Source organism: Peribacillus cavernae (genome assembly GCF_003989135.1).
Classification (GTDB): domain Bacteria; phylum Bacillota; class Bacilli; order Bacillales; family DSM-1321; genus Peribacillus; species Peribacillus cavernae.
The window spans coordinates 36,507-50,508 of sequence record NZ_RYZZ01000002.1; the positions used below are offsets into that span (position 1 = coordinate 36,507).

At 36.8% G+C, this 14,002-nt stretch carries 12 protein-coding genes; all 12 read left to right on the forward strand.

From position 1 onward, the window contains the following. Positions 1-40 precede the first annotated feature (40 nt). Positions 41-1,072, forward strand: coding sequence for a sugar ABC transporter substrate-binding protein (locus ELQ35_RS02045; RefSeq protein WP_126863198.1), 1,032 nt, complete (start codon positions 41-43; stop codon positions 1,070-1,072). A gap of 94 nt (positions 1,073-1,166) precedes the next feature. Beyond that, positions 1,167-2,240 carry a Gfo/Idh/MocA family protein gene (locus ELQ35_RS02050; protein WP_126863199.1) on the forward strand — a complete coding sequence of 358 codons (1,074 nt, stop codon included), beginning with the start codon at positions 1,167-1,169 and terminating at the stop codon, positions 2,238-2,240. 96 nt (positions 2,241-2,336) lie between these two features. Further along, complete coding sequence (locus tag ELQ35_RS02055; RefSeq protein ID WP_185861631.1) at positions 2,337-3,134, forward strand: sugar phosphate isomerase/epimerase family protein; 798 nt, start codon at positions 2,337-2,339, stop codon at positions 3,132-3,134. 148 nt (positions 3,135-3,282) lie between these two features. Then, positions 3,283-4,035, forward strand: coding sequence for a glucosamine-6-phosphate deaminase (nagB, locus tag ELQ35_RS02060; RefSeq protein ID WP_126863221.1), 753 nt, complete (start codon positions 3,283-3,285; stop codon positions 4,033-4,035). A gap of 79 nt (positions 4,036-4,114) precedes the next feature. Then, a complete protein-coding gene (locus ELQ35_RS02065; protein WP_126863201.1) occupies positions 4,115-4,960 on the forward strand; it encodes a sugar phosphate isomerase/epimerase family protein in 846 nt (281 codons plus the stop codon). A 171-nt stretch (positions 4,961-5,131) separates the two neighbouring features. After that, positions 5,132-6,454 (forward strand): hypothetical protein, encoded by a 1,323-nt coding sequence (locus ELQ35_RS02070; protein ID WP_126863202.1) that lies wholly within the window; start codon positions 5,132-5,134, stop codon positions 6,452-6,454. Positions 6,455-7,021: 567 nt separating this feature from the next. Beyond that, positions 7,022-8,062, forward strand: a complete 1,041-nt coding sequence (locus tag ELQ35_RS02075; RefSeq protein ID WP_126863203.1) for a zinc-dependent dehydrogenase — start codon at positions 7,022-7,024, stop codon at positions 8,060-8,062. 61 nt (positions 8,063-8,123) lie between these two features. Then, entirely contained in the window at positions 8,124-8,549 is a 426-nt protein-coding gene (locus ELQ35_RS02080; protein ID WP_126863204.1) for a cupin domain-containing protein, read from the forward strand. A 74-nt stretch (positions 8,550-8,623) separates the two neighbouring features. Beyond that, positions 8,624-9,805 (forward strand): Gfo/Idh/MocA family protein, encoded by a 1,182-nt coding sequence (locus ELQ35_RS02085; RefSeq protein WP_126863205.1) that lies wholly within the window; start codon positions 8,624-8,626, stop codon positions 9,803-9,805. 214 nt (positions 9,806-10,019) lie between these two features. After that, entirely contained in the window at positions 10,020-11,033 is a 1,014-nt protein-coding gene (locus ELQ35_RS02090) for a Gfo/Idh/MocA family oxidoreductase (protein WP_126863206.1), read from the forward strand. Between the two features lie 29 nt (positions 11,034-11,062). Continuing rightward, a complete protein-coding gene (locus ELQ35_RS02095) occupies positions 11,063-12,583 on the forward strand; it encodes a xylulokinase (RefSeq protein ID WP_126863207.1) in 1,521 nt (506 codons plus the stop codon). A 280-nt stretch (positions 12,584-12,863) separates the two neighbouring features. After that, positions 12,864-13,820 (forward strand): shikimate dehydrogenase family protein, encoded by a 957-nt coding sequence (locus tag ELQ35_RS02100; RefSeq protein WP_126863208.1) that lies wholly within the window; start codon positions 12,864-12,866, stop codon positions 13,818-13,820. Positions 13,821-14,002: the final 182 nt, after the last annotated feature.

A 14,002-nucleotide genomic window follows, 5' to 3' on the forward strand; every position in this document is an offset into this window, starting at 1 on the left:
CAAAATACCATATTTTATAAATTTTGAGGGGAGTTGTCTTATGAAAAAGTTATTAGGACTTATTGTGTTACTAGTAGTGTTAACATTTACTCTTTCAGCATGTGGGGGAGAGAAAACTTCATCAAACACAAAGGAGGATAACAATGGAAAATCATCATCCTCTGGGGGAGAATCTACTGAAGGAAAAAGAGTTAGCAGTGCATTAATGGGTTTAGGTTTTGAGTTCATGGTTATGTTAAATGATTCATCTAAAGAAACAGCTAAAGAAAACGGAATGGATATGCAGGTATTTGACGCTAATACGGATGCTGATAATCAAGCTACCCAAATGCAGAATATTATTGCTACTAAACCAGATACAATCTTATTAAGTGCAGTGGATGCAAAATTAATTATTCCATCCGCGAAGGCTGCAAAAAATGCCGGTATTCCCGTCTTTAGAGTAGAATCAAAACCACTTGACGAAGACTATGAAACTTGGGTTGGTTATGACAATTACAAAGCAGGAGAAATGGCAGCGGATTATATCGCTAAAGTAGTTGGGGAAAAAGGAACGGTACTTGAACAGCGTGGAATGGTTGGGGCCACAGGAGCCGATTTAAGAAGTGAAGGTTTCAATAAGCGGATGAAGAAATATCCAAATATAAAAGTAGTTACGTTAAACAATGAATGGGTTGCGGATAAAGCCTTTTCTAACACATTGGACGCTTTTACTGCACATAAAGATATTGTTGGTACATTTTCAGCGAATGACGAAATGTTACGTGGAGTCGTTTCTGCTCTTAAAAAGTTAGATAAACTGAAAAAAGTAGAGGAATCTGGTCATATTGTTATGGTTGGTGTTGATGGTACTCCACTAGGTTTAGAACGGATCCGTGATGGAATCCAAGACGCTTCACTTAACCAAGACGCAAAAGAGATGGGCAAAGTCGCGACGGAACGAATGGCAATGTATTTTAATGGAGATACATCTTATCCAAAAGACACGATGCTGGAGCCTGTACTCATAGATAAAAATAATGTTGATGATCCTAATCTTTGGGGTAATGTTATGGCTTCAAAGAAAAAGTGATACAAATTTGGTGATATTTAGGGTTCTCTACAGTATTTCCCTAATTATTATAAATTGAAACAATTTTTCTTTAAAAAAGAAAGGATGGATAACCATGCGTGTAATTCAAGTAGGGGCTGGTTTCTGGGGAGGAGGATGGGCAAGTGTAATAGCAAATTCTCCTTGGACCGAACTTGTCGCTCTCGTAGATTTAAACGAGATGATATTAAGTGAAATTGGCGATCAGGTTGGAATTCCAGAGAATAAGAGATTTACCTCACTTGCACAAGCTCTACAAACTGTTGAGGCTGAAGCAGCTTTGGTTGTTGTGCCACCAGAAGCTCATGAATCTGTGGCGATCCAAGCCCTTGAAGCAGGTCTTCATTGTATGATTGAGAAACCATTTGCGCCATCGCTCTCCGCTGCTAATAAGATAGTGGAGAAGGCTGAAGAAGTTGGTAAGCTTGTCATGATAACCCAAAGCTTTCGTTTCAGGAGAGCTCCTAGAACTGTAAAACGTTTGATTGAAGAAGGGGCAGTTGGAAAAATTGAATCCATTTATGGACGATTTAGAAAAGCGCCTCCTTTTACAGGATTCCGTACCGAAATGCAAGAGCCACTCATTGTAGATATGTCTATTCATCATTTTGACTACATACGTGGTATTTTTGGAATCGAACCAGATTGGGTTCGGGCACGCAGTTTTAATCCTACTTGGAGCTGGTATAAGGGGAATGCGTCAGCATTAGTTGAATTTGAAACAAGTGATGGCACAATGATTTCTTACACAGGTTCCTGGGTTTCTCGTCGCCCGCATACTGGCTGGGATGCAACTTGGGAAATTCATGGCCAACATGCTTCTATTTTATGGGATGATAACCGTGTTCTGCTGTATCCTCATGATAATGTAATTGGAGAAACTGTGTTCAGAAAAGGAACATTGGAAATTGCTAATGATATTCTCGAAGTTCCACTGGATCCTGTTGAGGAAGAGGAGAGATGGGGCACAGTAAGAGAGTTTGTCACATCTGTTAAAGAAAACAAGCAACCTGAAACTCATGGTAAAGACAATCTACGAAGTTTGGGATTGGTGTTGGCTGCAGTCGAATCTACAAAATGTGGTGGGGAAAAAATTAATTTATCCAAGTTTTATAAAGAAAATATTAATGAGTTAGCAAATGCTAAATAGGAGGAATTTATTATGAAATTATCTTTTAACAGTTGGTTGTATGGTTCAGCTTTTGGATGGATGCCTTGTCGCTCTGTGGAGGATACTATTGATACTTTGGCAGAAATGGGATATGACGGAATCGAAATCGGCGCCGCGGCACCGCATGCGTTCCCTGAACATACTAGTTCTGCTCGTCGGAAAGAAATTCTTGCGCATGTTAAAAGGAGAGGAATCCAGGTTTCGGGTTTATGTCCTGCATTGGGTGGGGGACCAGGGTACAATCCTGCATCTCCGGATAAGGAAGAGAGAGAAGCTAATTATAAATACATTAAAGGATGTATTGAAATGGCTCACGATCTCGAATGTGAAAACGTTCTTTGGTTGCCAGGTTGGACGCGTAGTAAGCAACCTCGTCAGGAAGCTTGGAATTATGCAGTAGAAGGTATTCAAAGACATGCCGAGATTGCACGTTTCCTTGGAGTTAAACTTGCCGTAGAACCTACAGCTGAAGTATCCGATGTTATTGAACATGCTGGAGATTCCCTACGCTTTATGGAAGCGGCAGGTATTGGCCCAGATGTCGCCGGCGTTATGCTTGATACGATTCACGTCTTCTATAGAGGTGATGATATAAGAGAACAAATTAACGAAGCAGGCGATCGTCTATGTTATATGCATATTTCCGACGTAAACCGTGACGCACCTGGTACTCATACAGACTTTAGAGGGGCTGTTGATGAGCTTGCATTAATTGGTTACGATGGATGGCTGTCCATGGAAGTTGGTTTTCCACGCCGTGATCACAATCCGGACGGTATCACACGTCAATCAATTGAATACATGCGAAAAATCCTTTCCGAGCAAAAAGATCGGATCGCAAGTTGGAGACAACCTGCTGGTGCACATAAATAATTTTATAACAAAAGCCGCTTCTATTCAACTGGATAGAATGCGGCTATTTATACTATCTAGATTGAAAGTTGAATGATGACTATCCATAGCAGTAAATCGATTGGTCAAGCATAAACATCTAAATAAAATTGGTGGTGAACTGTATATTTTGCATATTTTCTCTTTTTCGTCTGAAGAAGAATTGAATAAGGCAGGAGCGAAAGTCGTCATTGATCTTCTTATGAAGAAGCCTTCAGCTATTTTAGGTCTAGCTACAGGTCAATCTCCTGTTGGGATTTATAAACAACTTGTTAAAGCATATAAAAAAGGCATTATTAGTTTCCAGTTAATAAAAACCTTTAATTTAGATGAATATATTGGTTTGAACAAAGAGCATCCTCAGAGTTTCTACATGTTCATGAAACAACGTTTTTTTGATCATGTGAATATTCCAAGCGAAAGATCCTATATACCTGATGGTATCGCCCCAGACTTTAATGAAGAATGCATAAGATATGATCGTTTACTAAACAAAATTGATTTGCAAATTTTAGGAATAGGCCATAATGGGCATATTGGATTTAATGAACCCGGCAATTATCTTTCAAGCAGAACACATGTAGTTGAGCTTACCGAGGAAACGCGTATCGCCAATTCCAAATATTTTTCAAGTTTAAATAAAGTTCCCACTCATGCAATAACCATGGGAATAGGCAATATTCTTAAAGCTCAAAAAATTGTATTTGTCGCCCGTGGGAAAGAGAAAGCGGAAATTGTCTTTCAATCGTTATTTGGCCCTATTACTACAGAGTGTCCAGGATCATTTCTTCAACTGCATCCTAATCTGGTGGTATTACTAGATAAAGAAGCCGCAAGTTATATAGATGAGGGTAAAATTCAAAACATCGAAACTGCCTTGTGAAAAGGTTATTACTTGCAAAGAGGGGACAGAGCAATTAAGACTTAGTGTCTGTTTATTTTATTGAGAGGGAGATAACTTAATGAGATTCGGAGCAAGTACTTTTATCTGGGTATCACCTTTTTCAAATGATACATTACATATTATTGAAAAAGTGAAAAGTTTCGGATTTGATATATTAGAAATTTGTATTGAGGATCCTAATACCATAGATACTGATAGAATTAAAGCTACCTTGGATAAAAACGGGGTAAAAGCACTCGTTTGTGGAGCATTTGGTCCTACTAGAGATATTAGTTCCGACGATAAAAGCATAAGAGAGCAAGGTGTTGAATACCTAAAAAAATGCATTGATTTTTCGGCTGAACTTGGTTCCCCGATTGTCTCCGGTCCAATGTACTCTGCAACTGGAAAAACTTGCTTATTATCACATAGTAAAAAAAAGCAGCAATGGGATTGGGCCATTGATAATTTAAAGAAGGTTGCAAATTATGCAGGGGAAAACGGTGTTAAATTGGCTGTTGAACCTTTAAACCGATTTGAGACAGATTTTTTGAATACTGTGGAGCAAGGGTTGGAACTCATTGAAGGTATAAATGAAGTTAATGTCGGTCTTCTTTTAGATACTTTCCATATGAATTTAGAGGAAAAAAATATTGGGGATGCCATTCGTATGGCAGGGGAAAAGATATTTAACTTTCACTCTTGCGAAAATGACAGAGGTATTCCCGGAAGCGGTCATATACCTTGGAAGGAAGTTGAAATCGCTCTTAAAGACATTGAATACGATGGTTATGTAATCATTGAATCTTTTAACACAGATATCAAAGAAATTGCGAGAGCTGTTTCGCAATGGAGACCTTTAGCACAGTCACAAGATTCTATCGCTTCAGAAGGCATTGTCTTTTTAAAGAAATTATTGCTTTGAATTGGGAGAAACACATTATAGGTGTTTAGCCTTCGATCACTTTCCAATAATATATATTAATAAGTTATATAATTTTTTAAAATTCTATTAAAGAACAACGAAAAATATGTAGGAATTTTCAATTATATCTATTTTCATTTAGTTGATTAAATATACGAGGAGGATATATCTATGAAAGCACGTCTTGTACCGTTATTTTTTAAATCTGAGAGAGAGAAAAATAATGAATTTGATGTTCAATTAGATAGATTGAAAGAAATGTTGTCTGAAGAAGTTGAGTTCTTGGATCCTGTAGCTATTGGTTCACCGGTTCCTGAGGCCGATGCTGTTATTTTTCCGCAGCTCGTAGGGGAGGCATACAAAGAAATTAATCATTTTAAAAAGATTAATATGCCTTTCCTTATCGTAACTTCTGAATTTGGAACTGTGGCCATGTGGGATTGGGAAATTATTACATTCCTTAAATCTGAAGGTATACAACCGTTTGCGCCTTATAGTTTGAATCTGACTAAAACCATTTGCCGTACCCTGGCTTTAAAAAGAGAAATGAAGCAGACCAAATTTCTCATCTTTCAAGATAACCCAGGAGAAGGCATGCAAGCTAGTATCTTCAAACGATTTTATTGGTGGGAGGAAGAATGCATAAATCGTATAGAAGAAAATTTCGGTATACAAATCGTAAAAAGGAGTTTTAAAAAACTGGCTGCTGATGCAAAAGAGATTTCTGATTCAGATGCTGATAAGGTGTTAAAGGAATGGAATATTAATACAGAGGGTGTTATCCCAAGAGCTTTTAGAAGTTCAGTAAAGATGTATATTGCAGTAAAGAGAGAAATAGAAAGTGATGATAGCATAAAAGGAGTAGGAATGAACTGCCTTAATGAATCTTTCTATTCGGATACTACACCTTGCCTTGCATGGAATATGCTATACGAAGAAATGGGAATTATGTGGGCATGTGAAGGTGATATACTGTCACTTTTAAACAAATTCATTATACATAATGCGTTAAAGGCGCCTGTTGTAATGACGAATTTGTATCCGTTTCTTGCTGGAGAAGCAGCTATCAAACACGAGGGTATCGATAAATTTCCTGACGTTGAAGAGCCGGAAAACCATATATTGGCTGGACATTGTGGTTATTTTGCATTAATGCCAAAGTCTTTTGCTGAAGAATGGACTTTAAGACCGAAAGTTCTTGGCATCGTTGATGAAAATGCCACAGCCATAGATGCTCGTTATCCAACTGGGGACCTTACTATAGTAGAGTTACATCCTACCATGGGAAAAATGCTAGTAGTTGAAAGTGAATTAAAAGAATATGTTCAATACCCTGGTTCTGATTGTAGAAATGGAGGTTTGTTAAAAGTTAAAGACGGCCATAAATTAATGAATACCCTCTATTCGCATCATGGGACATTAATTCCGGGACATAAAAAAGTTGAAATGGATCTGATGGCCGGAATTCTAGGTATTGAGTTGGAAGTGGTTTAAGAAGTATTCATTTTAATCTAATTTAATTGCAATGGATTTCATTACTAAAATAAAGCTATAAGTTGTATATTCTCTTTTATATATAATGGATGATAAATTTGAAAAAAGTATTTGAAGCATGATGAAAAGGCAATTATTATGGAATTTGGATCAGAATAAACGAAAAATTATATGCTGTTGACTAACAATAGTGAAAAAGTATGCTTGATTTATGACGTCGGATTTAAATATAGGCATTGGATGATTTGGAATAATGGTGGAAAAAGTGGTCCCTTTGTCAAGTACCTATGACCAGTATGCTCCAAATTTGGATTTACCCTTCGATAAATCAGGTTTCATCGTTCTGAATCCTGGCGAAAACTGGTGTGAGATAAGTAATTTATATGTAAGGTATTTTTAATTTTATATAGTGTTTGCAAAGTTATTAAAATTATCAGAAAATCTTATTGACCAACAAAGAATATTAAACTATAATAAAAAATAATAAACGATAATTAAAGATAAGATACGACAACAAAGAAGTTCAAAGTAATAAAAAATACAACGCGTAAAAGGAGGCATACAAAAATGTTAGCAGCTTTATTGTACGGTCCAGAAGATCTAAGATTGGAAGAAATAAATACACCTGAAATAAACGAAAATGAAGTGCTGTTAGAAGTCGTGAAAGCTGCAATATGTGGTACAGATGTCAGAATGTACAAATACGGTTACAAAGGAATTACGGAAAGTACACCAAGAATATTAGGACATGAAATAAGTGGAGTTATCAAAGAGGTGGGTAAAAATGTAAAAAAATACTACCCTGGAATGAGGGTGACGGTTGCGCCAAATATGGGATGTGGATCATGTAGACAATGTGTTAATGGGGATACGCATCTCTGCAGAGAATACCAAGCTCTAGGAATCAATATCAATGGAGGATTCACACAATATGTCCGGATTCCAGAGGCAGCGGTAAGACAAGGAAATATAACCCCTCTAAAAGACCATGTTTCTTTTGAAGAAGCCGCAATAGTTGAACCTTTGGCATGTGTTTATAACGGGTTTTTAAAAGTTGGAGTCAAACCTGGCGATTATGTTTTAATCATAGGTGCAGGTCCTATTGGGTTGATGCATGCAAAACTTGCGAAAATGGCTGGCGCATCCAAAGTGATAATAAATGATATTTCGGAAGAACGACTAAAAATGTGTCGGAGGATTGATAGTTCTATTACGACAGTCCATTCTGACTTAAAGGAATATATTATGGATGTTACAAAAGGGGAAGGTCTTGATGTACTAATTACAGCATGTCCTGTCCCTCAAGTTCAATCTGCTTCACTTGAGCTTATGGCGATCAACGGAAGAATAAATTTCTTTGGTGGCCTCCCAAAAGAAAAAGAAATAGTTCCATTAAATACAAATATTATTCATTATAAACAGTTAGTAGTGACAGGCAGCACGAGATCTAGTATTTTACAGTACAGAAAGGCGCTTGACTTTGTAGAAAATGGTTTGATTGATGTTAAACCATTGATATCTGATAATTTTAGTCTGAATGAAATTAATAGTGCTTTTGAAAAAGCAACAAGAGGAATTGGCTTAAAGAATGTAATTAGTATGCAATAAAATGAATTGTTTGTTAGCTTTTTTTAAATATATTCAAATTTTAATAAGGAGATGATTTAAAATGGCTTATGTAATAAGAGGAAGAAAAGATGTAGTGAATTTTCCGGTGGAAGATTGTCATGATGGAGAAGGAACAATTTATGTAAGACAACTTCTTGGATATGAACCTTTGTTGCCGGTTCCAGGTAATCCGAAGGATTTTGATTCTCTTATCAACTTTATGCATGAAACAACATTGCCTGTAGGAACTAAGATCGGATTGCATTCTCATGAGGGAAATGAAGAGATTTACTACGTTGTCGAAGGAAAAGGAGAAATGATTGTTGATGGTGAAATATTTGTAATGGATCCAGGCACTGCTTGCTTGACTAAAAGCGGGAGCAAGCATACTTTCAGCAACATCGGTGATACTGAGTTGAAAATTATCGTTATTGAAGCTGTATTTGACAAAAAAGACAAGAAGGATCAGCCAGTAGCAGGACATTAAAGTTAAGAAGGAAACCTCCTTCATTCGTATTCTGAATTTTGGCACTTTCAATCTAAAATAAAAAGGTGAAAATTATGCAGGTAATAAATATTGCGTTAATTGGTTATAAGTTTATGGGTAAAGCCCACAGCCACGCTATTGATAATGCACCTTTCTTTTTTAAAGATGGTGTCAAACCTATTAAAAAAGTAATAGTTGGAAGAACAGAACATTTAGTGAAGCAAGCTGCTGAAGAATTTGGCTGGGAAGAGTTTGCTACAGATTGGAAAGAAGTAATTCATAGAGATGATATCCATGTCATTGATATTGCTACTCCGACTGACTCACATATGGAGATAGCCCTTGAAGCTGCCAAAGCGGGTAAACATATCTTCTGCGAAAAACCTTTAGGAATGAACGCAAGTGAAGCAAGACAAATGTTCGAAGCTGCTGATAAAGCTGGAATTGTTCATATGTTGGGTCATAACTATCGAAGAGTTCCTGCATTAGGTCTTGCTAAAAAGCTTATCGATGAAGGCCGCTTAGGTGAGATCTATCACTTCAGAGGAGTGTATCTTCAAGATTGGCTACTTGATCCTAATTTCCCTGCGAGCTGGAAACTTGACAAGAAAATAGCTGGATCCGGACCTCATGGGGATTTGAATGCTCATCTTATTGATTTGGCAAGATATTTAGTTGGGGAAATTGATACAGTGGTGGGTATGGACAAAACATTTGTTGACAAGCGTCCTAAAGTGACAATCGATAAAAAATTGAGCTCGGACTTGAGTGCACATGGAGATATGGGTCAATATCAAGATGTCACGGTTGATGATGCAACAGCCTTCCTTGCCAAATTCAAAAACGGAGCATTAGGAACTTTTGAAGCAACAAGATTTGCAGGTGGCAGAAAGAATCATGAACGTATCGAAATCAATGGGAGCAAAGGTTCTATCGTTTTTGACTTTGAGAGAATGAATGAATTAGAATTTTGGTCCAATGAAGATGATTTGGAAGTGCAGGGTTACAGAAGAATAATGGTTACGGAAAGTGTCCATCCGTATATCAGTGCATGGTGGCCACCAGGTCATATTATTGGCTATCAAAATACATTTGTAAATGAATTTGCAGACTTTTTCAAAGCTATTAGGAATAATGAACAAGTATATCCAAACTTCTATGATGGTTGGATGAACAATAGAGTGCTTGATGCAGTAACCAAATCTACATCTTCTCAAACTTGGGAAAGGGTAGAGGAGAAAAGTAAGGTCTTTTAAATTTAATTAGTGTACCTTGTAAAAGGCATTCTTGTTTATTTGATGAGCAAGGATGTTTTTTTATTTGTTCAATTTTAGAAGATTTTAAATTTATATTATATTCTGCGAATTAGTTGACGGATCAGTAATAAATATTATAAAATGAAAATAAGTAACAACAAGTGATAACGTAGATGCACATAATTAATTAAACTTTATTAAAGGAGAAAACAAAATGAAAAGAAACTTAGGAGTATGCATTATCGGATCAGGGCGTGCAGGTATGATTCATGCATTAAACTTTAGAAAAAATGTACCGAATGCTAACTTAGTTGCAATGGTAGACCCGAATGAAAAAGTTGCAAGAGAAGCAACATACAGCTTAGGGATTGATAAATATTACTTGGATTATAAGGAAGCATTAAAAAGTGATGAGATTGATGCTGTTGTTGTGGTAACTCCAACAGTTTATCACAGGGATATCGTAGTAGCAGCTGCTGAAGCAGGTAAACATGTATTATGCGAAAAGCCAATGGCGATGAACGAAAAAGAATGCGAAGAAATAATCCAAGCAACAGAAAACAATAACGTAAAACTTCAAATTGGATTCATGCGCAGATTTAATGAGAGCTTTATTCAGGCAAAGGAAGAAATAGAATCTGGGTCAATTGGGGATGTCGTGATGGTTAGATCGTTAACAAGGGGACCAAGTACTCCACAACCGTGGATGTATGATCTGAAGAAAAGTAACGGACCACTTGCTGAGGTAAACAGCCATGATATTGATACCCTTCGTTGGTTTCTAGGTGCAGATTTTGAAAGTGTATATGCTATTGCGGGTAACTATAGGTGTCCTGAGGCAAAAGAAGAATACCCGGATTTTTATGATAATGTCGTACTAAACGCCAGATTTACCAATCAAAAGCAAGGAATCATTGATGGAGCCGTTTCGGTCAAATATGGTTATGATTCTAGAGTAGAAATCCTTGGTACTGAAGGTGTCATTTTTATCGGTCAGGTTCATGAAAAGACAGTCTTGACTGCCAACAAAAAGGGTTTATCCCGTCCCGTTATGAATAGCTGGAGGTCATTATATAAAGACGCTTATCTCGCAGAGGATATTCATTTCATTGAATCTATTTTAGAAGATAAGAAGCCTAAAGTATGTGGTTATGATGGGAAAGAAGCAGTAAAAGTTGTCAATGCAGGCAATCGTTCTATCAAGGAAGGCAATGTCGTCTTGCTTTAATTATATGAAATTGAAAGGGTGGCTTTTACATGGCCCAAAATCAATATTTTATTGGCGTTGATATAGGCACCCAAGGAACAAAGGTTTCCTTGATTAATGACCATGGTGTTATACTAACCAGTTCTTTTCAATCGTCTAATCTTATTCGACAGGGAAATGGAATTGTGGAACAGAATCCGGAAGAAATGTTCTCCTCAGTCGTTAATGGAATTAAAGATGTAATAAATCGCTCCAATATCGATATCAGAAAGATCCTTGCTCTTGGAATGGACGGACAAATGGCTGGAATTATGGGGATAGATCAGGACTGGAATGCGGTTACTCCGTATGATTCGTGGCTTGATACCCGATGCGAAAAGTATATGCCTATGATTAAAGAATGGGGCGAAGAGGATTTTATAAGAATTACAGGCTGTCCAGTTACTTATGCGCATGGTCCTAAAATTTTATGGTGGAAATATGAAAGACCCGATGTATATAAAAAAATAGATAAATTTATTTTACCCACTGCTTATGTTGCAGGACGTTTAGCTGGTCTCAATGCGGAGAACGCATATATTGACTATACCCATTTGCATTTCTCGGGTTTCGGAGACTTGTTACATAACACCTGGTCAGAAGATTTACTTCAGACATTAAAAGTAAATAAAGATAAAATGCCGAAGATCGTAAGCCCGTGGGATATTATTGGACATTTAACAAAACAATATGCGGAAAAGTGTGGGTTGGTTGAGGGTATTCCTATTGTTGCTGGTTGTGGTGATACAGCTGCAACAATTTTAGGGGCGGGCGTTACATCCAAGGGGACCATTCTTGATGTTGCAGGAACCGCGTCAGTATTAAGTAGTTGCGTTGATGAGTATAAACCTGATATTGAAACCAAAACCTTAATTTATGCCCGTTCCGTATTACCATCTTTATGGACTCCTCTTGCTTATATAAATGGAGGAGGACAATGTTTAGCGTGGTTCAGAGACTTACAACACTCGGAACAAAAGAAAATAGGTTTCGATCAACTAAACGCAGGTGCAGCTCAAGTAAAAGAAGGGAGTAACGGACTATTCTTTATTCCTCATTTCGCAGGGAGAGTATGCCCTAACAATCCATTGCTTAGAGGCTCTTGGCTTGGCTTAGATTGGTCACATAACAAGTTCCATATGTACAGGTCAATACTAGAATCAATAGCATATGAGTATAAGTGTTATCTTGATACTATTAAAGAATTAATAAAAGACATAGAGTTTACGAATGTAAACGTTGTAGGTGGAGGTGCAAAGAGCGATCTGTTTAATTCTGTGAAAGCCGATGTGCTGAATGTGCCGTATACAACCCTGAACAACAATGATACAGCGATTGTTGCTAATGCAGTAATTGCTGGATATGGAATAGGTTTTTATCAAGATATTCCGCAAACGATGAATAGAATTGTGCGGAAAAATAAAAGATATGTTCCTAAAGTTGAAAATCACCATTTTTACAAGCAATATGCTGAGTCATATAAAGAAATTCTTGAAAGTTTGACGCCTATTTATCAGAAAATACAGTGCTGATTGACGAGAGTTTATTGAATACAAGAAGAAATTAATAGTTAAGCGCTTTTATTGCAATGTTAACAATGTCTGAGTAGGATGACAGGTAGTTCGAATGTTTTTTAATAGGCAAACACCTGGAGTAACTCTAGCAGTTCTTAGAGTATTCATCACATTCAAGGACGTTTCTTTTATTTTTAATGAATCACGAATTTTAGGGCACCAAATTACAAAGTAAAGTTTAATAATTTAGGAGAAGCATTATAAATCATATTAGTAAATTTTGAGAGGAGAGAAAAAAATGGTTCTTCCACAAAAGGCAACGCAACCAACTATGTATTTTATAGGTGTAACGACAACCCAATCTTCGATTATGAAGTTATTTCCGTTATGGGCAAGTGAACTTGGGCTTAAAGATACTGTTATTGAAGGTATTGATATTGAGATTCATGCTGAATCTAAAAAATATCGCGATTGCTTAAACTTTATTAAAAATGATCCACTGTCATTGGGTGCATTGGTTACTACCCACAAAATTGATTTGTATAATGCAACAAAAGACTTATTTGATTACTTGGACCCTTATGCGACTATGTTTGATGAGATCTCTTCCATTTCAAAGAATGACAATAGGCTGGAAGGATACGCCAAAGATCCAATTTCCAGCGGTTTATCTATAGAATCATTCATACCAGATAACTATTGGAAGAAACATAATGGTGAAGTTTTTATTATGGGTGCTGGAGGAAGTGCATTAGCTATTAGCTCGTACTTAACAGAAAAAAAACACGGTGACAATACACCTTCCAAAATTATTATCACCAACCGTAGTGAACCAAGATTAAAATCAGCTGAAAAACTTCTTAGCAAAATTGATACCAAAGTTAAATTTGAATATCATTTGTGTCCTAATCCGGCAGAAAACGATGCCATTTTAAAAAGTCTAAAACCTAACTCTTTGGTGATTAATGCTACTGGATTGGGGAAAGACCGCCCTGGATCACCTTTAACTGATGAATGTGAATTCCCTAAAAATAGCTTGGTTTGGGAACTTAATTACCGTGGTGAATTAGATTTTATGCATCAGGCATTAAAGCAAAAAGTAGAGAAAAACCTACATGTAGAAGACGGTTGGATATACTTCATTCATGGATGGACACAAGTTATTTCGGAAGTTTTTCATAAAGAAATTAAAAAGGATGTTTTTGCAAAGCTAGAAAAAATCGCTATGGACTTGAGATTAGAGAAAGTTAAATAGTGCTCGTTTTTTAGGATTATGGATATGTTAAAGTACATTGATATAAAAACCATTTTTGCATTCGTGTGAAAGTGAGGTTTCACACGGATTTCAGCAGCACTAAAGGGTTGCTCCATTCCTTTGAACCAAGGGCAAGGGAGAAAGCTAACTTTTTTGGATTGCCTCATGAGAATCGAACGTAA

What these genes read in the sequence shown, in the direction of transcription:
- ELQ35_RS02095 (WP_126863207.1), top strand. Translation starts at nt 11,063, where the DNA reads ATGGCCCAAAATCAATATTTTATTGGCGTTGATATAGGCACCCAAGGA.
- ELQ35_RS02070 (WP_126863202.1), top strand. Translation starts at nt 5,132, where the DNA reads ATGAAAGCACGTCTTGTACCGTTATTTTTTAAATCTGAGAGAGAGAAA.
- ELQ35_RS02065 (WP_126863201.1), top strand. Translation starts at nt 4,115, where the DNA reads ATGAGATTCGGAGCAAGTACTTTTATCTGGGTATCACCTTTTTCAAAT.
- ELQ35_RS02100 (WP_126863208.1), top strand. Translation starts at nt 12,864, where the DNA reads ATGGTTCTTCCACAAAAGGCAACGCAACCAACTATGTATTTTATAGGT.
- ELQ35_RS02075 (WP_126863203.1), top strand. Translation starts at nt 7,022, where the DNA reads ATGTTAGCAGCTTTATTGTACGGTCCAGAAGATCTAAGATTGGAAGAA.
- ELQ35_RS02045 (WP_126863198.1), top strand. Translation starts at nt 41, where the DNA reads ATGAAAAAGTTATTAGGACTTATTGTGTTACTAGTAGTGTTAACATTT.
- ELQ35_RS02050 (WP_126863199.1), top strand. Translation starts at nt 1,167, where the DNA reads ATGCGTGTAATTCAAGTAGGGGCTGGTTTCTGGGGAGGAGGATGGGCA.
- ELQ35_RS02080 (WP_126863204.1), top strand. Translation starts at nt 8,124, where the DNA reads ATGGCTTATGTAATAAGAGGAAGAAAAGATGTAGTGAATTTTCCGGTG.
- ELQ35_RS02090 (WP_126863206.1), top strand. Translation starts at nt 10,020, where the DNA reads ATGAAAAGAAACTTAGGAGTATGCATTATCGGATCAGGGCGTGCAGGT.
- ELQ35_RS02085 (WP_126863205.1), top strand. Translation starts at nt 8,624, where the DNA reads ATGCAGGTAATAAATATTGCGTTAATTGGTTATAAGTTTATGGGTAAA.